This window comes from Pararhizobium sp. IMCC21322 (assembly GCF_030758295.1).
Lineage (GTDB): Bacteria > Pseudomonadota > Alphaproteobacteria > Rhizobiales.
This window is the reverse complement of sequence record NZ_CP132335.1, coordinates 2,155,043-2,178,297: the sequence shown is the minus strand read 5'-3', so window position 1 is coordinate 2,178,297 and position 23,255 is coordinate 2,155,043. Positions and strand designations below refer to the sequence as shown.

General features: G+C 53.7%; 21 protein-coding genes and 4 pseudogenes. 18 read left to right on the top strand and 7 right to left on the bottom strand.

The window, feature by feature from the left end:
- Positions 1-41 precede the first annotated feature (41 nt).
- The gene (locus RAL91_RS10530; RefSeq protein ID WP_306262019.1) at positions 42-563 is read left to right on the top strand and encodes a TRAP transporter small permease; all 522 of its coding nucleotides are present in this window, start codon (positions 42-44) and stop codon (positions 561-563) included.
- 12 nt (positions 564-575) lie between these two features.
- Positions 576-1,856 (top strand): TRAP transporter large permease, encoded by a 1,281-nt coding sequence (locus RAL91_RS10525; protein WP_306262017.1) that lies wholly within the window; start codon positions 576-578, stop codon positions 1,854-1,856.
- Between the two features lie 620 nt (positions 1,857-2,476).
- Here RAL91_RS10525 and RAL91_RS10520 read toward each other — a convergent pair.
- On the bottom strand, positions 2,477-2,899 hold the full coding sequence (locus RAL91_RS10520) for a hypothetical protein (protein WP_306262015.1): 423 nt from the start codon (positions 2,897-2,899) through the stop codon (positions 2,477-2,479).
- Between the two features lie 13 nt (positions 2,900-2,912).
- Here RAL91_RS10520 and RAL91_RS10515 point away from each other — a divergent pair, with 13 nt between their 5' ends.
- From RAL91_RS10515 to RAL91_RS10495, 4 genes and pseudogenes are all read left to right on the top strand, one after another.
- Complete coding sequence (locus tag RAL91_RS10515) at positions 2,913-3,446, top strand: site-specific DNA-methyltransferase (protein WP_371932503.1); 534 nt, start codon at positions 2,913-2,915, stop codon at positions 3,444-3,446.
- Positions 3,443-4,165 (top strand): annotated as a pseudogene (locus RAL91_RS10505) (DUF5681 domain-containing protein). The gene RAL91_RS10515 and the pseudogene RAL91_RS10505 overlap by 4 nt, the downstream one beginning before the upstream one ends.
- Before the next feature lie 491 nt (positions 4,166-4,656).
- Positions 4,657-5,322, top strand: a pseudogene (locus RAL91_RS10500) (helix-turn-helix domain-containing protein); the annotation flags it as partial.
- Complete coding sequence (locus tag RAL91_RS10495; RefSeq protein ID WP_306262011.1) at positions 5,322-5,921, top strand: EAL domain-containing protein; 600 nt, start codon at positions 5,322-5,324, stop codon at positions 5,919-5,921. The pseudogene RAL91_RS10500 and the gene RAL91_RS10495, both read left to right, overlap by 1 nt.
- Before the next feature lie 78 nt (positions 5,922-5,999).
- Here the strand turns inward: RAL91_RS10495 and RAL91_RS10490 are convergent, their stop codons facing one another.
- Complete coding sequence (locus RAL91_RS10490; RefSeq protein WP_306262009.1) at positions 6,000-6,359, bottom strand: transposase domain-containing protein; 360 nt, start codon at positions 6,357-6,359, stop codon at positions 6,000-6,002.
- An 87-nt stretch (positions 6,360-6,446) separates the two neighbouring features.
- Between RAL91_RS10490 and RAL91_RS10485 the strand changes: the two genes are divergently transcribed.
- The 4 genes and pseudogenes from RAL91_RS10485 (at position 6,447) to RAL91_RS10470 (ending at position 10,814) form a co-directional block, all read left to right on the top strand.
- Positions 6,447-7,394 carry a substrate-binding domain-containing protein gene (locus RAL91_RS10485; protein ID WP_306262007.1) on the top strand — a complete coding sequence of 316 codons (948 nt, stop codon included), beginning with the start codon at positions 6,447-6,449 and terminating at the stop codon, positions 7,392-7,394.
- 85 nt (positions 7,395-7,479) lie between these two features.
- Positions 7,480-8,505 carry an ABC transporter permease gene (locus RAL91_RS10480; RefSeq protein WP_306262005.1) on the top strand — a complete coding sequence of 342 codons (1,026 nt, stop codon included), beginning with the start codon at positions 7,480-7,482 and terminating at the stop codon, positions 8,503-8,505.
- Positions 8,506-8,516: 11 nt separating this feature from the next.
- The gene (locus RAL91_RS10475) at positions 8,517-9,257 is read left to right on the top strand and encodes an ATP-binding cassette domain-containing protein (RefSeq protein WP_306262003.1); all 741 of its coding nucleotides are present in this window, start codon (positions 8,517-8,519) and stop codon (positions 9,255-9,257) included.
- Between the two features lie 516 nt (positions 9,258-9,773).
- Positions 9,774-10,814 (top strand): annotated as a pseudogene (locus RAL91_RS10470) (IS630 family transposase).
- 337 nt (positions 10,815-11,151) lie between these two features.
- On the opposite strand, the gene RAL91_RS10465 reads toward RAL91_RS10470, so the two are convergent.
- Both RAL91_RS10465 and RAL91_RS10460 read right to left on the bottom strand, forming a co-directional pair.
- Positions 11,152-11,472, bottom strand: a complete 321-nt coding sequence (locus RAL91_RS10465) for a hypothetical protein (RefSeq protein ID WP_306262001.1) — start codon at positions 11,470-11,472, stop codon at positions 11,152-11,154.
- 1 nt (position 11,473) lies between these two features.
- Entirely contained in the window at positions 11,474-11,836 is a 363-nt protein-coding gene (locus RAL91_RS10460; protein ID WP_306261999.1) for a hypothetical protein, read from the bottom strand.
- 243 nt (positions 11,837-12,079) lie between these two features.
- On the opposite strand from RAL91_RS10460, the gene RAL91_RS10455 reads away from it, so the two are divergent.
- On the top strand, positions 12,080-12,697 hold the full coding sequence (locus RAL91_RS10455) for a TetR/AcrR family transcriptional regulator (protein ID WP_306261997.1): 618 nt from the start codon (positions 12,080-12,082) through the stop codon (positions 12,695-12,697).
- Between the two features lie 81 nt (positions 12,698-12,778).
- Here RAL91_RS10455 and RAL91_RS10450 read toward each other — a convergent pair.
- Positions 12,779-12,913, bottom strand: a pseudogene (locus RAL91_RS10450) (transposase domain-containing protein); the annotation flags it as partial.
- 58 nt (positions 12,914-12,971) lie between these two features.
- Here RAL91_RS10450 and RAL91_RS10445 point away from each other — a divergent pair.
- The gene (locus RAL91_RS10445) at positions 12,972-13,664 is read left to right on the top strand and encodes an IS6 family transposase (protein WP_306261995.1); all 693 of its coding nucleotides are present in this window, start codon (positions 12,972-12,974) and stop codon (positions 13,662-13,664) included.
- 54 nt (positions 13,665-13,718) lie between these two features.
- Here the strand turns inward: RAL91_RS10445 and RAL91_RS10440 are convergent, their stop codons facing one another.
- Together RAL91_RS10440 and RAL91_RS10435 are read right to left on the bottom strand one after the other, a co-directional pair.
- The gene (locus RAL91_RS10440) at positions 13,719-14,789 is read right to left on the bottom strand and encodes an SDR family oxidoreductase (protein WP_306261993.1); all 1,071 of its coding nucleotides are present in this window, start codon (positions 14,787-14,789) and stop codon (positions 13,719-13,721) included.
- Positions 14,790-14,930: 141 nt separating this feature from the next.
- Positions 14,931-15,617, bottom strand: a complete 687-nt coding sequence (locus tag RAL91_RS10435; RefSeq protein WP_306261991.1) for a GntR family transcriptional regulator — start codon at positions 15,615-15,617, stop codon at positions 14,931-14,933.
- Between the two features lie 127 nt (positions 15,618-15,744).
- Between RAL91_RS10435 and RAL91_RS10430 the strand changes: the two genes are divergently transcribed.
- From RAL91_RS10430 to RAL91_RS10405, 6 genes are all read left to right on the top strand, one after another.
- Positions 15,745-16,869, top strand: coding sequence for a sugar ABC transporter substrate-binding protein (locus RAL91_RS10430; protein ID WP_306261989.1), 1,125 nt, complete (start codon positions 15,745-15,747; stop codon positions 16,867-16,869).
- 78 nt (positions 16,870-16,947) lie between these two features.
- Complete coding sequence (locus tag RAL91_RS10425; protein WP_306261988.1) at positions 16,948-18,489, top strand: sugar ABC transporter ATP-binding protein; 1,542 nt, start codon at positions 16,948-16,950, stop codon at positions 18,487-18,489.
- Positions 18,486-20,564 carry an ABC transporter permease gene (locus RAL91_RS10420; RefSeq protein WP_306261986.1) on the top strand — a complete coding sequence of 693 codons (2,079 nt, stop codon included), beginning with the start codon at positions 18,486-18,488 and terminating at the stop codon, positions 20,562-20,564. The genes RAL91_RS10425 and RAL91_RS10420 overlap by 4 nt, the downstream gene beginning before the upstream one ends.
- A gap of 2 nt (positions 20,565-20,566) precedes the next feature.
- Positions 20,567-21,361, top strand: coding sequence for an SDR family oxidoreductase (locus RAL91_RS10415; RefSeq protein ID WP_306261984.1), 795 nt, complete (start codon positions 20,567-20,569; stop codon positions 21,359-21,361).
- Between the two features lie 3 nt (positions 21,362-21,364).
- Positions 21,365-22,309, top strand: a complete 945-nt coding sequence (locus RAL91_RS10410; protein ID WP_306261982.1) for a 3-hydroxyacyl-CoA dehydrogenase — start codon at positions 21,365-21,367, stop codon at positions 22,307-22,309.
- Positions 22,306-23,250 carry a 3-keto-5-aminohexanoate cleavage protein gene (locus RAL91_RS10405; RefSeq protein ID WP_306261980.1) on the top strand — a complete coding sequence of 315 codons (945 nt, stop codon included), beginning with the start codon at positions 22,306-22,308 and terminating at the stop codon, positions 23,248-23,250. Before RAL91_RS10410 ends, RAL91_RS10405 begins: the two co-directional genes overlap by 4 nt.
- Positions 23,251-23,255: the final 5 nt, after the last annotated feature.

Sequence of the window (23,255 nt, the reverse complement as noted above, 5' to 3'; positions counted from 1 at the left end):
GACAAAACGCGTCTGACGAAACAGCGTCAGCGCCGATTACCATGGAAGAAGAGAAGATCGACCTGTCCGATCAGCGCTGGGACGATTCTCTGGTTCTGATCCTGTTCTGGGTTTTGGCCTTTGTCGTTTTTCTTCAATTCTTTACGAGATATATTTTAAACGACTCCATCGCCTGGACCGAAGAAATTGCCCGATTTTTGCTGATTGGCGTTACCTTTATCGGGGCGATCATGGCGACCCGCAAGCAAAGCCATATTGCGGTTGAATTCATTTACCGATGGATCCCGCGCATGGGACGGCGCATTGCCCAAACCGTGATCGACGTACTGACCACTGGCTTTTTTATCATGCTTGCCGTGTTCAGCGCGCAAATCGCCGGCCGTACCCGGCAGATGATGGTATCGCTCGATATTCCGAAATCGACGGTTTACTGGATAGTCGCCGTCGCATTTGTTTGTATGGCGCTGTATTCCGCCTGGAATACCTGGCGTCACCTGCGCAGCGGCACCAGCAAACTGATCGACCCAGAATTGCATGCGGACCAGATCCGCGCCATCGACTAGGAGCAGGCCCCAGTGGACATTATTTGGATTTTCGTAATGCTGGCGGGCATGTTGGTTTTCGGCATGCCAGTGGCCATAGCTTTGGCTGGGTCGTCGGCGATCTTTATCATCTTCAATGGCTCGCCTCCGCCCATGGTGGTGGCCCACCGCATGATCAACGGTGTGGACAGTTTCCCTTTGCTGGCAGTACCGTTTTTTATTCTGGCGGGAAACCTGATGAACACAGCCGGAATTACCGAACGCATTTTCAACTTTGCTTTGGCGCTTGTCGGCTGGATGAGAGGGGGCCTTGGTCATGTGAATGTTGGTGCGTCGGTTATTTTTGCGGGTATGTCGGGTGCTGCGGTGGCCGACGCAGGGGGGCTCGGCGCGATCGAAATCAAGGCGATGCGAGATGCCAACTACGATGCAAAATTCGCGGTCGGCATCACTGCGGCATCTTCCACCATCGGGCCTATTATTCCACCATCTCTGCCGATGGTGATTTATGGCGTGGTAGGAGGGGCCAGTATTGGTCAGTTGTTTGTTGCGGGGTTCATTCCGGGGTTGATGATGGCGGGATCGCTGATGGTCATGATCGCTATCATGGCTCGGCGCAAAGGGTTCGGGCGCGATCAATCCTTTTACTGGTCAGTCCTGTGGTCGACATTCCAGCGCGCGTTTCTGTCACTTCTGACCCCGGTCATCATCGTGGGGGGCATTCTTTCGGGTGCATTCACCCCAACTGAGGCTGCGGTAGCGGCCTGCGCTTGGGCTCTGTTTCTGGGGCTTGTGGTGTACCGCACCCTGTCACTGCCCCGGTTCCTGCGCGTCAGCTTTGACACGATCGAAACAACGGCCGTGGTTCTTCTGGTAGTGGGTGCTGCGTCGATTTTTGCCTGGATTCTCACATCCAACCGCTTGCCAGAACAATTTGCCGCCGGATTGCTGGCCATCTCTGACCGCCCTTGGGTGCTCTTGTTGCTGATAAACCTGATCCTCCTGGCGGTTGGTTGTTTCATGGAAACGGTGGCAGCGATTACCATTATGGTACCGGTGCTGTTGCCCATTGCCGTGACTTTGGGCATCGATCCGGTGCATTTTGGCGTGATAATGGTGCTGAACTTGATGCTGGGGCTTTTGACGCCGCCGGTCGGCATGGTGCTGTATGTTCTTGCAAGGGTCGCCAAGATTCCGTTTGAAGATTGCGTTGTCGGCACAGCACCCTTTCTGATTCCGCTGGTAATCGTGCTTTTGCTGGTGACGTTCATTCCCGGTATTACCATGTGGTTGCCGACCCTGATCTACCGCTAGGAAAGACATCACTGAGCTGTTTCACGCTTAAACTCGCGGCTGCGATTTCTTCTCGTCATTGCCGGCACCAAACATTCTCGATGCAATCGCCTCTGGTAAGCAGCCTGATGGCCTTGCCACGGACGACCTGATCAAAAAGGGCTTCCCTGCCATATGGTCAGAACAGCGTAAGCAATTCAAAGTACTTCGAGGCAAAGTCTTCCAGCATTACGCAAAACTCGTACCGCCGGAATCGCAAACTGAGACTTCGGCCGTAATTCGTCCTGCATAACACTCATATCCGCGTCTCACCTGAAATCTGCACATGCCAAGCTCCCGAAAACACGGGCGAAATGCGCAGTGAACTCTCACTGTCTTAAATCGGGGAAGTGGGTGGCTGTGCTGGCAGTCTTGAGCTAACCAGTCTCAGCAGTTTCGTCTCCATTTACAGGGAAAATACAGGGAAAATTCAACTTTTACTCAGGCATGCTCTACAAACAGGCCGGATTCACGCAGCAATTCCAGAGCGTTGCAGTGAATTTCCCTAGATTCAATAACAGGGAATTCAGTCCTCCAAAACAGGGTTTTTATCAGATCTATCAGGGAACTTATTTGGCGAAATCAGGAACAACGCCCGACACCTATTTACGGTCAAAGCTGGAATACCAATCAACGCTATCTGTCACACTATAGTCTTCAGTGTCATGGTTTTTTTCAACAGTCAGAAGCGACATGGCATACCCATGCTGCTGATAATAAGTCTGAATATAGGCTTGGCCGTCATTCAGCATTGCAAACCAGTCAGATGGGTTGATTTCATGCAGGTCAGTCGGTTTCCTGACATCAGTTTCCTGTGGCAGCCACGGCATCGTTTGGTCTTTTGCAATAATTGTTTTGGGAAAGCCATCATTCGACACCCAACATCGCAACCGATCATCCTTGCTGAACGCGATGCCAACACACTCTTCGTGAAGTTCGACATAGCGTCGTGCAGCCGCCTCCTTGCTGATGTTCAGTTGGTTCGCAACCGAAAGGACATGTTGAAGATCAGCTGACGGTTCCATTCATTCTATCTGCATGGACTGGCGCCACATAAGTGAGCTCCTTGACGCTGGAAGTCATGTGTATACCGAGTTGAAGAACCTGATCACATGGGTCAAGGACAATGGCGGGATGGGCACATTCTACCGCTCCCGTCACGAACTGATCTTCGCCTATAAACTTGGTACTGCACCGCACATCAACAGTTTTGAACTTGGTCAGCATGGGCGCTATCGCACCAATGTCTGGCAATATAAGGGTGTGAACACCATGAAGGCTGGCCGGATGCAGGAGTTGGCACTTCATCCCACAGTCAAACCCGTGCAAATGATTGCTGATGCCATAAAGGATGTCTCTGCGAGGACTGACATTGTGCTGGATCTGTTTGGTGGGTCCGGATCAACACTTATTGCTGCACACAAAACCGGGCGCAGGGCACGCATGTGCGAATTGGACCCGATCTATTGCGATCGCATTATCGCGCGCTACGAAGCCTTCGCCAAGGATGAAGCGGAGTTGATCGCGTGTGGAATACCAGGCTGTCACGCCATGTTGGAGGCCGCGGAATGAGCGAGCCATTCAACAACAAATCGAAAAGCTTAGGGACGCGCCTGCCCGACAATGCAGACTATGAGGTTGGCTATGCAAAGCCTCCGCAAAGTTCCCGATTTAAACCTGGCATGTCCGGCAATCCAAAGGGAAGGCCCAAGGGCGCACGTAATAAATTTCCGGCATAGAACGAAGAACGCCTCAAGACAATCATTCTGGAGGAGGCCTATCGTGAGATTAAAGTCAATGAAGGCCATCGCCAGGTCAGCGTGCCCATGGCCAAGGCCATTGTCCGTTCTCTTGCCCACAACGCGGTCAAAGGCAACACACGCGCACAGCGGCTGTTCTCTGAAATGCTGGCATCTACTGAAACGTCACATAAACGGCTTCATGATGAATGGCTGGAAAAGACGATCGAATACAAAGTCGAGTGGGAACGCGAACTGACACGCCGGAGAGCCCACGGAGTTGAGGCTCCTGATCCAATTCCACACCCTGACGATATCATCATCAATATGCGGCAAGGAACTGTCAGCATCAACGGCCCCATGACGCGAGAAGAAAAGCAGGATCGCGACGATTTGCACGCCAAGAAACAGGAGTTCATAGAAGAATTGGCTCAACTAAAGGCCGATCTCAATGATCCGAGCATGCAGGAATACAAGTCTGTTATCGAAGATGACATTGTGCATACGCGGCGCATTCTCGACATGTATGAGGAGTATCTGCCGGATTTATAGCGACTGACACTGGCTGTGGGCAATGCCTTCCTCCCGCTCGGCATTTGCTTCGCAATTGCCTGCCGGGTAATGTACGAAAAAGCTCAGCAGTCGTATCCTCACCACGAATCCCAGCAAGGACGACGCGTATTTGTCTTCAGATGAATAGCGTTTGCGCGTCTTGCGGCGGATATCCTTCACCGTGCGGTCAGCCGCATTGGTATGACGTTCTGGCGTAAGTCTTGTTCTTCACCTCTGTGCGGTGAAGAACAGCCAAAACCCTCCCTTACGCGAACACGTCAATCTATCCATTTGGCGCTGATGGCGAACAATGTCCGTCGTCAGATTTTTTGGAACAATTGGCCGCGTGATTTAGCTGAATTAGTCTCGATGTGATCTGACACCGCCCCCTTCCCAGCAAGCTGGAATGGGGACGGCACATCTCTTGAAGGAGATGATGGTTATCCGTTTTGATGGTGGTGCAAACCCAACCACAAAACGAGGAAACCACGATGTTGAATACTACCGACAAGATAATCAAACACAAAACCGGATTGCTGAACCTGGCCGAGGAACTGGGCAACGTGTCGAAAGCTTGCCAAGTGATGGGCATGTCGCGCGACACGTTCTACCGCTACAAATCGGCGGTCGAGGACGGCGGCGTTGAGGCCCTGTTCGAACGGACCCGGCGCAGGCCCAATCTGGCGAACCGGATCGATCAGGCGACCGAGGACGCGGTGATCAAATCCGCCACGGACTTCCCGGCCTACGGCCAGGCACGCACATCTAACGAGTTGCGCAAGCTGGGGGTCTTTGTCTCGCCCTCGGGCGTGCGGTCTATCTGGCTGCGGCACGACTTGGCAAACTTCAAAAACCGGCTCAAGGTGCTGGAAGCCAAGGTTGCCGAAGGCGGTGGCATTCTGACTGAAGCGCAGGTGCAGGCGCTTGAAAAGAAGAAACACGATGACGAGGCTTGCGGTGAGATCGAGACGGCCCACCCGGGCTATCTGGGCTCACCGGACACGTTCTACGTCGGCACCCTCAAGGGCGTCGAGCGCGTCTATCAGCAGACCTATGTCGACACCTACAGCAAGGTGGCCCATGCCAAGCTTTACACCACCAAGACGCCTATCACGGCGGCTGATTTGCTCAACGACAGGGTGCTGCCATTCCATGAGTGCGCATTCCGGAGCATCCGGCCGGCCATTCCGATTTGATCCCGCTGGGGATTCCGGGGCGTCCGGCCACCCCCATTTCAACCCAGTTTAGGCGCCAGGACATATTGAAGACTATAACGAATGCCCTAGAAACCACCGGCCTTGAATCTCAATGGCTAGAGATCAAGATTACCGAAAGTTTGGCAATGCAAAAAGAAAGTGTCAAAACTCTGGGTGATCTGAAGGAAATGGGGGTCAGGCTAGCAATCGATGATTTTGGAACCGGCCATTCATCATTAAGCAGATTGCAAACGTTTCCCATTGACCGCTTGAAAATTGATAGGTCCTTTGTCCAGTCTTTATCGAATGAACCGACCAACCAATCAATCACCAATGCAATTATTGAATTGGGACATATCATGGACTTGCGTGTTATCGCCGAAGGTGTCGAGACAATAGAAGAACTCGATCTGCTCAAACAGATGGGATGCGATGAGGTGCAGGGCTATCTGTTTTCACCAGCCATTCCCGCAAAAATATTCGCCAAATTACTCCAAATCCATACGCCTAAAGTTGACATTCTAAATATTGCTGCCGGTATTCAATCTGAAGTTGCATGAATTGGATGATGATAGGTGGGATAGAGTTGAGAAGTAACCGTCCGGTGAAAGCGCTCTGGCATGTGTCATGGAGGCTAATTACGCTGAGTGTTCAGCGTAACGCCAAGGCATTAACTCGTCCAATTTAGTGATCTTGTGATCTGCTATACGGCTGAGAACATCAGTAAGCCACGCTTGGGGATCAACGCCGTTGAGCTTGGCGGTCTCAATCAGGGTGAAGGCAATGGCCATGGCTTTGCCACCGCGCTCAGAACCGGCGAACATCCAATTCTTGCGTCCGATTGCTACTGGCTTCATTGCGCGCTCGCAAGTTTTGTTATTCAATTCCAGAAAGCCATTGTCGGTATTCGTCTGACAGCATCTTCCATTTGATTGCAGAGACGGCACCGCACCAAACGGGATGCGTAAATTGGGTTGCAACAGTGCGTTGGAGCACATAACGTTGTCTCTAGTCCCTGTTGTTTGGGGAAGATCAATTATTTGAAGAAGACTATATTTAGTAGTCACTATTTTCTAGGAGGAAAAATGACCAAGTTTCGAATTGCATCGGGAATTGTTTCAGCGGTCGCCGCCGTGATGATTTCAACAGCTCCAGTTCAGGCGCAAGATTTGACTATCGTTACTTCGATGCCGAGCCTCGGATTTCCATTCTTTGTTCATATGCAAAATGCGCTTAACGCCGAAGCGGAAGCACTCGGCGGCATTACAATGATCAACCAGGATGGTCAGAATTCTGCACCCAAACAGACAGCCGAACTTGAGGCTGCAATTATCAATCAAGTCAGTGGTGTGGTCATCAGCCCGGCTGATTCCGTCGCATTGGCTCCTGGTGTTAAACAAGTGATCGATGCAGGAATTCCTGTAATGACAATCGACAGACGTGTCGATGGTGTCGAGGGTGTACTTGGCCATGTGGGCGCTGATAACGTGATCGGCGGCGAGGCACAGGCAAAACTGATTATCAAACTCTTCCCTGACGGCGCAACTATCGTCAATCTTCAGGGTCAACCCGGAGCGAGCCCGGCCATCGACCGCAATAAAGGGGTTCATAATATCCTGGATTCGATGTCGGACAAATATGTTTTCGTTGCGGAACAGACTGCAAATTTTGCCCGAGAAGAAGGTGCGTCCGTCACAGAATCGATATTGGCCGGACTTGATTCACCACCAGATGTCATTGTTGCAGCCAACGATGATATGGCGCTCGGCGCACTACAGGTCACTCAGGAACAAGGTCTAAACATCGCGATCCTTGGGTTTGATGCGCTGCCTGAGGCTCTTGCAAGTGTGCGTGACGGCGGTTTAACAGCAACAATCGAACAAACACCTGGTGGTCAGAGCCGTCTTGCACTTCAGGCACTTGTCAATTTCCTGCGCAACGGAACAACACCAGAATCTTTGGTTTTGCTAGAGCCGTTCGCAATTACCAAGGACAATATTGATAAGGCCGAACGTCTTTCGGAACTTAACTGATTTAACTTGGCAAGTAATGGGTCCACCACCCGGATAAGGTGGCGGGCCCAAATCGTAACTGAAGACAGACCTTCCGAGCAGGCGTATGAATTTAGACAACACAACTGGCGACCAAGAGCCTGACAAAGGAACTGACTGGTTTGGGTATGCGGCAAAATACGCTGCCCCAATTTTTCTGCTTGTGCTCGTCTTGGTCTTTGCACTCCTCCAGCCCAATTTTTTGCATCCCCTGAACCTTCTTAACGTTCTGCGCCAGGTCTCGATTTCTGGTCTGGTAGCCATAGGTATGACATTCGTAATCCTGACTGCAGGTATCGACCTCTCTGTGGGTTCCCTAGTGGCCCTTGCTGGGTTGGTCGCCGCCTATGTTTCCAAGGGTGGGCTGGACAACCGTTTCGCCATTGGTGCGGAGGCGGCGACCGGCAATCCCGTCATCTTTGCAGTTCTTGCAGCAATTGCCGTGGGAATAGCCGGTGGTGCACTTCAGGGACTGGCAATCACCAGACTTAAGGTCCCTCCATTTGTGGTTACACTTGGCGGTCTGAGCGTGTTTCGCGGGGTTGCCCTGCTGTTTTCTGGTGGTGGACCGATCAGCGGCTTCACGCAGGAGTATACGTGGTGGGGTCAGGGACGGATCGGTAACGTTCCGGTGCCTGTGATCTTGTTTTTTTCAGCAGCCGCAATAGCGCACATTGTTCTCAAACATACCCGCTTCGGTTTGCACGTCTATTCAGTTGGCGGAAATGCTGCTGCTTCGGATCTGAATGGAGTGAACACGCGCCGGGTTACATTCCTCGTCTATGTGATTGTGGGCTTCTTCTGCGGCCTGGCGGCCTTTCTCCTGTCTGCACGATTGAACTCGGCTGAAGCCGTTGCGGGAATGGGACTGGAACTCAACGTGATCGCCGCTGTGGTCATAGGGGGCACCTCGCTCTTTGGCGGACTGGGCAGCATTTTCGGTACAGTTGTCGGAGCGCTTCTAATCGGTGTGCTGCGAAATGGCCTGGTGCTTATGAATGTGTCTTCGTTTGTGCAACAAATTGTAATTGGTCTGATCCTCATCGCAGCAGTTGCCTTCGATCAGTATGCTGCTTCGCGCAGCCGGGCATAGGGGATGGCCTGATGAGTATCTTGGAACTGAACGGCATCACAAAAAACTTTGGCGGTATTCACGCTCTTGCTGGAGTCGATATCAACTTGGAGCGGGGCCAGGTCCTAGGGTTGATGGGCGACAATGGAGCGGGTAAATCCACGCTGATCAAAATAATTGCTGGCAGTTTTCCCCCAACATCGGGAACCATCAGCCTCGACGGCAAAACAGTAAATTTTTCTCGCCCGCGGGAAGCCCGCGACGCTGGCATTGAAGTAGTCCATCAGGACCTAGCATTGTGCGACAACCTCACTGCATCCATGAATGTATTTCTTGGCCGTGAAATTGTGCGCAAAATTGGTCCCTTCAGCTTTCTCAACCGTGCTGCGATGAACGAACGGTCTGCTGAGCTATTTGCGGATCTCAAATCGGAGACCCGGCCCAAGGATCTAGTCCTTCAGATGTCGGGTGGGCAAAGACAGGCAGTTGCAATTGCCCGAACCCGGCTATCAAAGCCTAACATCGTTATTATGGACGAACCTACCGCCGCCATAAGTGTCAGGCAGGTAGCCGAAGTGCTGGACCTAATCGGGCGTCTGAAAAGCGCGGGGCTCGCAGTCATACTCATCAGTCACAGGATGCCCGACGTATTTTCGGTCTGCGACCGGGTGGTGGTCTTGCGACGCGGAACCAAAGTCGCTGACAAACCGGTGGCCGAAACATCTCCCGAGGAAGTTACTGGCCTGATTACCGGCGCTATCGAGATGGCCTGAGAGTTTCGATTGCTGATTTTCACCGCCGCATTCTGGTCGAACTGATCCAGAACAACCACGGCGTGTACGACAAGAGCCTCAGTGACGGCAAAATGCGATATTACTCACTGCCGAAGAGGCAACAGCGGAACGCTTTACGTGGCCAATTGGGGACAGCCTTTCGTTCCTAAGGACGTCGACGCGTTTTGCGAAATGGGCCTGTCAAGCAAGCCGCCCGGAGCAAGGGGCCCGGCTTTTGCAGCGTTTACCACGTCACTGACGCGCCGCAGGTTTTCTCGCATTTTGTCGAGGACGGGCCCGGCGATGTGTTCGATGACTACTGTTTCACGTTCGGTAAGCGCCCATGTGGTCACTCACCTGCAACGTAATTCCAGGGCAGTAGTTCGTCAATACGGTTGATCTTGTGATCTGCGATACGGCTGAGAACATCAGTAATACCAACAGAGAGATTTTCTGACTCTATTGGGATTCCCAAATCACTTTTGGTCCGATTCAATGTGGCAAAGGAGATTTGCCATGGGATCAGCAGTTCCACTTCGTACTGATTATTCAGCGACAGAGCTTCGTCGATTGGCCCGTCGTTGCAGCGACAACAGACAGATACGCCGGTTGCTGGCCTTGGCGGCGGTCTATGAAGGTATGAATCGGACGCAGGCAGCTCGGATTGGCGGGATGGACCGCCAGACGCTGCGCGACTGGGTTCATCAGTTCAATAAACACGGCCCTGATGGGCTGACCAATGCGAAAGGAGCCGGTCGTCCGCGTCGGTTGAACGATGAACAGATGCAGGAACTGGCACAAATCGTCGAGACTGGGCCAGATATTGAGGTGGATGGTGTGGTACGCTGGCGGCGCATAGACCTGGTGCGGGTGATGGCCGAGCGGTTTGGTGTGGAATGCTCCGAACAGTCAATGTCGGACTATCTGGCCGAGTTGGGTTTCTCCAACATCTCCGGTCGCCCAAGACATCCCAAGCAGGATGCCGGGGTGATCGATGCGTTCAAAAAAACTTCGTCAACACGCTGGCAGCGCATGTAGCTGATCTACCGAAAGGCAGACCGGTAGAGATATGGTTCCAAGACGAAGCGCGGATTGGCCAAAAGAACGGCCAGGTGCGCGTCTGGGCGCAAAAGGGGACCCGCCCACGACTGCCTGCCGATCAACGGTATGAAAACACCTATCTGTTTGGCGCGATTTGTCCCAAACGCGGCACTGGAGCGGCACTCGTCCTGCCAAGGGCCAATACCGAAGCGATGCAGTTGCATCTCAACGAGATCAGCAAATACGTTGCGCCCAAGGCTCATGCTGTTGTGCTCATGGACCGGGCCGGATGGCACAGCACCGGCAAGTTAAAGGTGCCAAAAAATCTCACCATCATCCTGCTCCCATCGAAATCACCCGAACTGAACCCGCCCTCCCGTGGATTGTCCCGCAATCAACTGCCGGGTAGTAATCGAGAACGTCTGGCAATATCTGCGCGCCAACTACCTCTCAAACCGCGTGTTCAACGACTACAACGACATCGTCGATGCAGCCTGCGATGCGTGGAATGCATAGATCGACAAACCGTCAACTATCACATCAATAGGTATGCGGGACTGGGCGCATCTGTGAAAAGTCAGAAAATACCGCCGGTGGTATAAAACAAGTGGACACTAACGCGCCAAAAACGACCACCTTAGGTGGGGCTCACCGAACGCTCACGTTGAGAATGCATTTTCCGCCAACCATTTCATACCCGTCCTGCGACACCGCTCTGGTGAGGTGATGAGGTTCACTAGTTGCGCTGCGGATGTCGCGTAATGCCAGGGTAGAAGTTTGTCGATGCGGGTGACCCTGTGGGTCAGCGATGCAGCCCAGCGTGTCAGTGAGCCAAGCCTGCGGATCGGCGTCATTAAATTTGGTGGCTTCGATCAGGGGATAGCGGGTCTGCTGGTTGATTTTCAGATATGGCACCGCCCCACGCAAGACGTCCGATACCGGCTATGGTGCGCCTGCTTCGGCGGGTTGATCGGGATGAACAATACTGGCTCCACACCTCGAACGCGTCGTCGTCTTTCGACAGGCGAGCAAAATTCAAACCCGACGATTTTCGGTAACTGACCCCCATCACATAGGTTCCGAGACCGCGGCCCCGCGCTTCGGATGACAGATTGGCAGAAGTTGCGGCGTCCTCATGAGGTTCAGAGGCATCAGGCAAATTCATGTTGGCCATTTCAAACCTCCATCTTCCGGTCAATGCTGGCGTCAGTGCTGGCCAGATAATTAAGGCCCTTGAGATTAAATGGCCTGCTGGCAAACAGCAGCAGAACAAACAGGACAAGGAATCCCGGCCCGCTGACCCACATCAGATAGGCCATGATCGCGCCGACCACGGTGAAGCCGAGCATTGCCGCGCTGAGCCGGATTTCCAGCCCTGCAAGGGGCGCATGGGCGGCAGGGTCGTCAATGATTGCATCATCAATAAGGGCATCGGGGATACTGCTCGCCTGGCCCTGCGGGTCCAATGCTCTCGCCTGCCGCGCATTGTCGCTCAAACAGCCCGCACTGGCCAATCTCGTGGAATCGCTGCAGCTCATGCACATGGCCATACACCTCACCATGCACCTAGCAAGCCCGGCCTGCCCGATGGCCCCGGCGGCCAGCAGCAGGTCCGATAGTGGCAGCGGCCTGTTCAGACCGTTGATTTGTTGTGAATGTGGCATCATATCACCTTCATAATAAACTGTACCGTTTAGTTCATAATTTGCATATAAATCATAAAAACACTTGATGTCAACAAAAAATTGAACTAAACGGTTCATTTCATAAAGGAGCGCCGAATGTTAGAGCCATGTACCCCAAGAGCCCGGCAAAAATGCCGTCAGATCATGGACGGCGCTGCCCGGATTTTTGACGAGCAGGGTTTCGAGGGGGCCAGTGTGGACATGATTGCCGAAGCGGCAGATGTGTCAAAAGCCACGCTCTACAAATATTTTGCCAACAAGCAGGAGCTGTTCAAGGCTGTCATTCAGCTTCAATGCAAAGTCTACAGCGAACGGATTGAAAAACTGAGTAAAATTGACGGAACGCTGGAAGAAAACCTGCGCGTCATCGCCAGCACAATCGGCCAGACCTTCACGGCACCGGCCCTGTCCAATCTGTTTCGCCTAGCCGTTGCCGAAACCACCCGCTTCCCAGAAATCGGACGCACCTTCTATGAATCAGGCCCCAAAACCGGCGAAACCCTGATCACTGCAATCCTGCAAAAGCACATCGACACCGGCGAACTCGACATAGACGATGTGAATCTCGCCGCCCGCCAGCTTCTGGAACTGGTCAAAGCCGACTTCTTCCACGTCTCCATCTTCGGCATCCGCAAAGATTTTACGCAAGCGGACATCGACCAAAGCGCGGAGAATGCAGTGCAGACATTTTTACGGGCGTATCGGGCGCGGTGAGCTTGGGATGATCAACCCACTGTAAAAAGGTGACCGTCCGGTTGTACCCACCTGGACTGACGGGCCAATTGCCAGTTACGCTCAGCCCTGAGCGTAACGCCAGGGCAAGAGTTCATCAAGTCGCGTAATCTTGTGGTCGGCAATGCGGCCGAGAACGTCGGTTAGCCAGGCTTGCGGATCGACGCCATTTAGCTTGGCCGTTTCGATAAGGGTGTAGGCGAGGCATTGTCACGGTAACTCGACGAACGGGGTGAATTCAGCGTAACGGCAGGGGATGAAAAAGATTTCCTATTCCCGCCACCGGTTCCCAGGAGCTGTGATCCATCGTGCCGTCTGGCTCTATTTTCGCTTTCCGTTGAGCTTTCGTGACGTCGAGGAAATGCTTGCAGAACGTGGGATTGATGTGAGCTATGAAACAATTCGCCGTTGGATTTTGAAATTCGGTCCCGCGATTGCCGCCAACGTTAGATCCTGCAGAGTTCAGCCGTCAGGAATCTGGCATCTTGATGAGGTTTTTGTCCGCATTGGTGGCAAGCGGACATATCTGTGGCGCGCGGTTGACGATGAAGGCGAGGTTCTTGAAGTCCTGGCCCAATCTCGCCGAAACAAGCGCGCGGCCCTTAAACTTATGCGGAAACTCCTGAAAAAGCAGGGGTACAGTCCGGACAAGATTGTCACCGACAAGCTAGGGTCATATTCTGCAGCGCTTCGAGAACTTGGTCTTGAGCACCGTCATGTCACGGGTGGTCGCTTGAACAATCGGGCCGGAGTATCACACCAGCCGACGCGCCGACGAGAACGCCGAATGGGTCGGTTTAAATCGCCCGGATCGATGCAACGTTTTCTGTCCGTCCACGATGCCATCTACAATCATTTCAATGTGCAACGTCATCTGATCTCCCGCCCAACTCTTCGTCAAACGCGCGCCGAGGCGTTCGCCGAATGGCATCAAATTGTTGCTGCTTGATCTGGGGTAATGTCGGCATTTTTGGTTCATCTGAGTTAACGTGCTTGCGCGGTCTCAGGAAGGGATAATTTTGCGTGCACGCAGTTCGTTGAACACTCGAGTGAAGCTGTCGGGTGTCCGCTGATAGGCGCTATAGCCAAGTTCGCGGCTGTTTGCCATGTCAGTGAAGCATTCGATGTCACGGCCCAAGTCAGCATCACTGTGCCACCAGGAGGCGAGCCTGCCAACCGGAATATCCTGAAGCTCGTGCTTGGCAATGATCTCGGCCCAAATTGCGGGTGAGTCAACCATCTGAGTTTCCAGAGGGGTCGGGTGGCCTGGATAGTCCGCAGCCTCCACACCAAAGTAATCTGCGATCTGCTGCCAGAGCCAAGTCCAGCGGAAGACATCACCGTTCACCGTATTGAAGGGCGTATTCGCGGCCTCTGGTGTTGTCGCAGCCCAGTGTAGTTGTGCCGCCACGATGCGCGCGTCTGAAACGTCAGTCACCGCGTTATACTGCTCAGGCGAGCCAGGATAGACGAAGGGCCTGCCTGTGTGTTTGCAGATTGAAGCGTAGACTGCAAGCGTCACAGCCATATTCATGGCATTACCGATCACCAGACCGATCATGGTGTGGGGGCGGTGCACGGACCAATTGAAGCCTTGCTGTGCAGCCATCTCGAACAAGACATCTTCCTGCGCATAGTAGAAATTGGCCCCGGACAGGCGCGGGCTATTTTCGAGAAATGGTGTATACGGTTTGACATTCGCGTAATCTTCGAAAGAGCCCAGATAATGCTTGAGCCCTGTTACCAATGCCGCGTGGCGCACAGGTGCATCGGCGATTCCCTCAAAGAGGTTTCGGATCATCAGCGCGTTGACGCGAACGTTTTCGTCCTCGTTGGCTTCACGTGACCAGGTGCAATAAAACACGTGGGTCACCCTACCAACTGCAGCCAGCGCTGCTTTGCTGCTTTCGGCATCCTTCAGATCCGTCGCGATATGTAGATCCGAAAAACCCAGATCGACAACACCGCGCGAGACAGTCACTACTGTCCAGCCCTTCTCTTTGAGGAGGCGGCCCGTGTAACTGCCCGACAGTCCGGTTGCACCGACGATGAGAGCTATATTCTTTTCAGTCATGAGTCTGTGCTTCCAATTTTTGCATGTAAACCGTTGATCTTTGCTTCCGTTGGGCCCGTGGCGGTTCATTTGTAGCTGTTGAGCATACTTCTCAAGAGAAGCGCATTGGCAAAGCATAGTCGCTCTGAGTGCCCTTCCTCCCTATTGGCTGGTTTCTTTTTTCCCCGCCAGTTGGGACACCATTGTATTGTAGGCGCTGCTAATATCTCTTTTCAGCGCCTCAACCGCTTTATTTTCATCATTCTGGACGATCCCTTCGACCATCTCGGAATGCTGGTCGTTGGAGATCTTATAGTGCCCGGATTGCTGAAGAAGATGGAAATATGGATTGATACGCAGCCAAATTTTGCTGATCGTCTCCAACAGGACTGGAGATTTCGCCTGTTGATAAATTGCAAAATGAAACTCATAATTAGCCCGAATGAAGCCTTTGACCTCGCCTTTTTGCTCGGCGGAAATCATGGCGCTAAGCTTGTCTTCGAGATCACGGTGAAAGGCCTCAGTGGCGTTTTGTATCGCCCAGCGCAATGAAACAGTTTCAATCTCCAGACGAACGTTGCGAAGATCAGTAAACACGCTGCGGTCCAATTGCGGGACACCGATGGATCGACCTGACACCACCGTCAACGCTCCTGCTGCCATAAGGCGCGTTATGGCCTCGCGCACCGGCATGGGGCTGACATCGAAGGCTTTCGCGATATTGGCCACAGTAATGGATTCGCCCGGAGCTAAATTGCCTTCCAGAATCAATTCGCACAACTGCTCATAAACCGCAGTCTGCAAAGTTTCGCGTCGCACAGGTTTGATGGTACTTAAGGTAGAATTCATCCAGAAACCCTCTTTAAAGAACCCTTTCTAGCCGTGAAGTTTCCTAATTAAAAGCCATTGACTTTTGATCAAATATCAATAATCAATATAGTCATCATTTAATGAATGTCCATGATTGGGAGGAACTATGTTTAATTTCAAAACTGCGGCCAGCACGGTTGTAGCGGCAGGCCTTATGGCATTGTCAGCAACCGCACCCGCCGCCGCTCAGGACAAGTATGAAGTCTATTTGTCGATGAGCTATATTGGGAATGATTGGCAGGCCGAAGCGGCCAATATGGTCAAGGCAATTGCCTCGCATTCCAACTACGCAGACCGGGTAAACCTACGGGTGCAGGTAGCAGGCCCTAATGCTCAGCGTCAGATCCAGCAGATAAATGCCATGGTGCAAGCTGGTGCGGACGCCATCGTTGTTTATCCGATCTCGCCTACGGCACTGAACAACGTCGTCAAGAACGCCTGTGACAAGGGTGTCACCATAATTGCCTATGACGGCGAAATTTCCGAGCCATGCGCCTATAATGTGACAATTGATCAGCTTGAAGCCGGCCGCGTGACCGCCGAATGGTTGGTGGAAAAAATGGATGGCAAAGGCGACGTTGTTCTGATGACGGGCGTTCCGGGAACATCCGTTGACGCAGCCCGCACCGCGGCTGCCAAAGAAGTCTTCGCAAAGCATGACGGCATCAATGTCATAGGCGAGGCCATTGGCATGTGGAGCCAGGCTGTAGCCCGCAATGAGCTTTCCAAGATACTGGCTACGCGTGATTGGAGCGATGTTGACGGGTTGTGGATGCAGGTTGGCTGCTTCACCGCAAACGCGATGCAGCTTGAAGCAGGTATTGCCGCAGATGCTCTACTGCCTTGTGCAGGCGAGGGCTCAAACGGTGGCCGGATCCAGATGCTACCAGCAGGCACCGAAGTTGAGGGTGCTTCCGGTCCCTATGCGCCTCTTGGTGCGCCGCGGATCTCTTATGCCTCGCCACCTTATTCTGGCGCATTGGCCTTCAAACTGGCCATCGATGTGCTGGATGGTAAAGAGGTTGCTGATTTGACCACATTGCCACTGCCCCTTGTGACCAGCGAAACGGTGCAACTTTGCGAAACCGGGTCCTGGGAAGAGCAAAAGGCTGGCTGCAATGCATTCCTCCCCTCTCTGGTCTCCAACCCCGGTTGGTTTGCGTCGATCTTCTCGGAAGACATGCCTGAAGTCGGGCTGAACGCGGCATTGGTAGGACAACCTGAGGACTAAGGCTACCAAAGGTGCAAGACGCGCCCGACGCACTCCTGCGCCGGGCGCAATTTTCAGCCGCTCATTGGGAAATCGTGCATGTCAGATGCGGAAAGCAATCCGATTATTGAAGTGACCAATCTCCGCAAGGCCTATGGTCCGACCATTGCCAATGACGATGTAAGTTTCAGCGTTGCCCAAGGGACTGTTCATGCGCTGTTGGGTGAAAATGGCGCTGGGAAATCAACCACGATGAAGCTGCTCTCCGGTTTGATCCGCCCCGATACTGGTACAATACGGATCGACGGCAAGCAGATAACACTTAATTCTCCGCGCGACGCCCATGCCGCGGGTATTCAGACCGCCTTTCAGGAACTGACACTGATCCCCGATTTGACGGTTCTGGAAAACATGATGCTGCCCAAAGGGCCCATAAACCCAATTTACATGCTCAAACGAGCCGAGGCCGCGCGCAAAGTATCAGAGCACTTTCGATCTGTCGGTCTGACTGTCGATCTTGGCGATTTAGCCAGCGATCTTGACCTAGCCTCACGTCAAAAAATTGAAATCGCACGCGCAATTTTTCGCGATCCACGCATTCTGCTATTAGACGAGCCGACATCGGCTCTATCAGGAGACGATGTGGACTGGCTTGGCCGGGTCATCGCAGACGCTAAGGCGTGCGGGACAACCATTTTATTCATTTCCCACCGGATGCCGGAAGTCCGTGCATTCTGTGATTCACTGTCGATCCTGCGAAACGGGCGGCATGTGAAATCGGCGCAGGTAGATGATATTACCGATGATGAAATCATCGAATTAATTATCGGCCGCTCGGTCGAAGCCACGTTCCCGCCGCGCGCTTCAAAAGCCGCCCATCAGAAAAAGCCGGTTCTGGAAACACGCCAACTGTCTGCCGGGGCCAAACTTCGCGACATCAGTTTCGCTTTGCATCCAGGCCAAATCCTGGGTATCGCCGGATTGCAAGGCATGGGTCAGAAGGACCTGTTCACTGCCCTGTTTGGTAACACTTCAATCGACAATGGCGAGATGATTGTGGACGGCCGTCCGGTGCACCTGCGTTCCCCGGCAGATGCGCTGCACCCTTCGATTGCCATCGGATTGGTGCCTGAAGAGCGTAAGACCGAAGGATTGTTCCTGACCCTGCCGGGCAAGCACAATGCCAGTCTTCCAGTGATCGACCGTTTCCGGAAGGGCATGCTGCTCAATTCTGAAGACGAGGCTGAAGCCACTGCAAAAGCATTTGCGGCTGTGGAGGTCGACGAGCGTGCGCAATATTTGCCAGTAAGTGCGTTCTCGGGTGGCAACCAGCAGAAGATTGCAATTGCAAAATGGCTGGTCGCGCAAAGCCGTATCCTGCTGCTGTTTGACCCGACACGCGGGATCGACGTTGGCACCAAGCAACAGCTTTACAAATTGATGAGTGAGTATGTCGCTGCCGGTGGTGCGATTTTGTTCCACTCGACTGAAGTTCCGGAACTTGTTCACATGTCAGACCGCGTGGGTGTGCTTTATGAGGGCCGCATGACCACGTGGTTGGACGGCGACAAGATCACCGAAACAGGGATTATCCAGGCTGCTCTTGGCTCCACAAACATGGCGCAAGAGAACGCCGCATGAGCCATTCTGACACAACACGCACCCCTGCACCGACTGTGATACCTCGATTTATGCGAAACCTTCAGCGCAGCCGTCCGGTGCTGGCGGCACTGATGGTTCTGGCTGCTTTGATGACATTGAACAGCACGATCAGCCCATACCCGCTTTCCTACTTTGACGTCTCATTCCTGGCCAGCGGCGGTACAACGACAGCCCTTGCCGCAATGGGCCAGACGCTTGTCATCCTGTCCGGCGGCTTTGATCTTTCCGCAGGAGCGGTCATATCATTGGTCAATGCGGTTCTGGCCTCCCAGATGGACCCTTCGAATTTTGAGGCTTCAGTACCACTGTGGACTGCCATCGGTATCGCGGTCGGCATGGGGGTTGGAGCGTTCAACGGTTTCTTCATTGCCTATCTGCGCCTGCAACCCATCGTGGTTACCCTTGCAACGATGTTCATCGTTCAAGGCCTGACATTGCTGGTGATGGACAAGCCTGGCGGGTTTGTCTCTCCCTCCATCGGATCTGCCTTCATGGGAGATGCCATCCCCAATTTGCTTCCCGCTTCCGTGGTTCTGATGGGGGTGGTGGTATTGCTTTGGCTGTGGCTGAAACGCACGCCCTTCGGCTTGGCTTTATATGCCATGGGCAGCGACCCTGAAGCTGCTAGCGCTACCGGCCTGCGAACCAGTTGGGTCATCTTTTTCACCTATGTATTGGCGGGAGGCCTGTATGGTCTGGCCGGGGTCTTTGTCAGCGCGCAAACAGGGTCAGGAGATCCGCTAGTCGGGAATTCTCTGCTCCTGCCCACATTTGCTGCGGTGGTCATTGGCGGCACTCGTCTTGGCGGCGGCAAAGGCGGATTGGTAGGCACGATTTTTGGGGCATATATCCTGATGATCGTTGTGAACATCTTGTTGTCACTGAATATCTCAGCCTATTATGCCACCATCGCGGAGAGCGCGGTTCTGTTGCTTGCGGTTCTGGCAGGATCACTTTCAACCAACAGTCCACTGGCTCACAAACTGCGTGGCGCAAAGCGGTACATCTCTGCCCGTCGCAAGGGGATGTTGATTTCGCAACGACCCTTTGCCGACAACCGGCTGGACTTTGCAGCACGCACCAGCCCCTCATCCCAAGCCGAGCCGGGTTTTTGGAAGCGTCATGGTGCCTTGATGCGTTATACGCTTCCTGCCTTTGTCTGCCTCCTGATTGTGTTGTTGATCACTCAGGTTGCATTTGGGAATGTTTTCACCTCGCTGCGTTACTGGGATGCGCTGTTTGTGCTGTCATCGTTTCTGATCATTCTAGCCCTTGGGCAGGGCGCGGTGATCCTGACTGGCGGGCTTGATTTGTCGGTGCCATGGACCATTGGTTTGTCCGGCATACTTGTGGCGGGCATTGTACAAGGCGCAGATATTGCTTTGATCTATGCCATTCCCATCGTGTTGATTGTGGCAATGGTCATTGGATTCCTGAACGGTTTGGGGATCGTGGCACTGGGCCTGTCGCCAATCGTGGTCACGCTGGCGATGAACGGCCTGCTGCAAGGTGTGGCGTTGATCTATTCTAATGGCACGCCTGACGGATTTGCGGCCCCCGCATTACGCTGGATGATGACGGGAGAAATATTAGGCGTGACGCCGATTATTCCCGCATTGGCTCTGTTTGTAATGGTCGCAGTTCTGCTACTCGACCGCACAGCATTCGGGCGCCGGATCTATGCCATTGGCAACAGCGAAACAGCCGCACGTTTGTCAGGTGTCAACACCGGAAAATCCCTGATTTTGGTCTATATTCTATCGGCGCAATGCGCGGCTTTGGTGGGCATATTGCTGACCGGCTTTTCGGGACAGGCGAGCCTTGGCATGGGAGATGATTACCTCTTGCCATCCATTGCTGTGGTTGTTGTTGGGGGCGCGCTGATCACCGGCGGACGGGGCCATTACCTGGGCATGTTTGGAGGTGCTCTGTTGCTGACCGCAATGCAAACCCTGCTTGCGGGCACCACGCTTCCCTTTGCTTTCCGGTCGGTTTTTTTCGGCCTTGTCATTCTTGCGGCGGTCATAGCCTTGCGTGAAAAAAGGAGCCACTAGCCATGTCTGAATCTTCGAAACTTCAATTACCCGGATTGGTGGGCCAGCGTGTTGTTGTCACTGCTGGTGCCAATGGCATTGGATTGGCCATCGCACGCCAGCTCCATGCGCAGGGTGCCAAACTGGCGATATGTGACATAGACGCCAAAGCGTTGGAGCAGGCCAGTGCAGAGCTGGGTGATTGCCTGGCCCGCATCACTGACGTGTCAGATGAAGCGGCAGTGGAAGCGTTCTTCCAGGAGACGAAATCAGATCTGGGCGGGCTGGATGCACTGATCAACAATGCGGGCATCGCAGGCCCCACCGGCGGTGTTGAGGACATCTCGGTTGAGAGCTGGCGGCGGTGTATCGACATCTGTCTGACCGGTCAGTTTATCTGCGCCCACAATGCAGTTCCAATGCTGAAAGCGGCAGGAGGTGGGTCGATCGTCAATATGTCATCCGCAGCGGGCAAGCATGGTTATGCCTACCGAACGCCTTATTCAGCGGCCAAGTTTGGCGTGATCGGCCTGACCCAAAGCCTGGCGAAAGAGCTTGGGCCAGACAACATTCGTGTCAATGCCATTTTGCCGGGTATCGTTTCCGGACCGCGAATGGAGGGCGTCATTCGCGACCGCGCAAAAGCCACCGGCGTCAGCTATGACGAAATGGAGCAGGATTACCTCGCCAAGATATCCCTGCGCCGAATGGTGACAATGGAGGATGTAGCAACCACAACGGCCTTCCTGTTGTCGAATGCAGGAGCCAACCTTTCCGGCCAGTCACTGTCCGTCGATGGCAATGTGGAGACACTCTGAATCATGACACGTGTTGCCATCATAGGATGTGGGTTAATCGGGCGAGCCTGGGCTATCAGTTTTCTGCGCGGTGGCTGCGAGGTTGCACTTTGGGATGCGAAAACTGGCGTCTGCGAAGCAGTGCAAGACGCTTTGCCTCATGCATTTGGGGACTTACGAGCCCATGGCCTGCTGGAGGAGGACACTGACAGCATTCTGTCGCGTCTCCATATTTGCGATACGCTGCAAAAATGCGTCAAAGATGCAGCGCATGTGCAGGAAAATACACCGGAAGTGATCGACAATAAACGCGCAATTTTTGCGCAGCTTGATGCTGCCGCCGACGCTGAGACAGTGCTGGCCAGTTCCACATCGGCACTTTTGCCGTCAGCCATTTATCACGGACTGCCAGGGGCTGCGCGCTGCCTTGTAGCCCACCCAATCAATCCGCCTTATCTGGTGCCAGCAGTCGAGATCGTGCCGGGGCCTGAGACCTCTCTCGATGTGGTAACCCGCACGGCGGAGTTTCTGACATCTATGGGGCAAGCCCCCATTGTGATGAACAAGGAAGTAGACGGTTTCCTGATGAACCGCCTTCAAGGTGCTCTTCTGGACGAGGCGTTCCGACTTGTCGAAGAGGGTTATGCCAGCGCTGAAGATGTGGACATCGGCATTCGTGATGGCCTCGCCTTGCGGTGGGCCTTTATGGGACCCTTTGAGACCATTGACCTCAACGCGCCGGGAGGCGTGCGTGACTATGTCAACCGGTATGCGAAGATGTATACCGGAGTGAATACAGCAATACCGACACGCCCTGACTGGACCGGTCCGGTGCTGGACGAGATTGAAGCCGACCGCCGTACCCGGCTGGATGCGGCACAGCTCTCTGAAAGACAAGCTTGGCGCGACCGCCGGCTGATGGCGTTGATCGAACATAAAAACAAGGCAAATAAGGAGTTCGGATCATGAGCACATCAACCGCCCAGAATGGTAAGGTCATCATCACTTGTGCGATCACTGGCGCAATCCACACCCCCAGTATGACGCCGCATTTGCCGATTACGCCCGATGAAATCACCTCAGAGGCTGTTGCCGCAGCCCAGGCCGGTGCTTCCATCCTTCATCTGCACGCGCGCAACCCTGAAACCGGCCAACCAGACCAGACACCGGAAGCGTTTGCCCCGTTTCTGCCGCGTATCAAGCAAGGCACCAATGCGGTGATCAACATCACCACGGGCGGCAGTCCTTACATGAGCGTGGCCGAGCGCGTAAGCCCGGCGGCCACCTACCAGCCAGAAGTGGCATCGCTCAATATGGGATCAATGAATTTCGGTCTGTATCCCCTTTTGAACAAATACAAGGAATTCAAACACGAGTGGGAACGCGCTCATCTGGAAGGCTCCCGCGATCTGGTGTTCCGCAATTCTTTCAAGGACATCGAATACGTATTGGAGACTTGCTATGGGAACGGCACCCGGTTTGAATTCGAGTGTTACGACATTTCGCATCTCTACAATCTGGCACATTTCGCGGAGCGCGGCCTGGTTAAACCCCCTTTCTTTGTGCAGTCGGTCTTTGGCTTATTGGGCGGGATCGGGCCGCACCCTGAAGATGTCATGCATATGAAGCGCACCGCCGATCGGTTGTTTGGCAACGATTTCCGCTGGTCCGTGTTGGGCGCGGGGTCCAATCAATTCCGCATCGCGGCCCAGGCGGCCGCCCTTGGCGGCAATGTGCGTGTTGGTCTTGAAGACAGTATTTGGGCTGGCAAGGGCGAGTTGGCAACGTCCAACGCTGTGCAGGTTGCCAAGGTCCGCAGTATTATTGAAGGGCTGGGTCTGTTCGTTGCCACACCGGATGAAGCCCGCGAAATTCTGTCGCTCAAAGGCGGCGATCAGGTCGCCTTCTAGGTGCT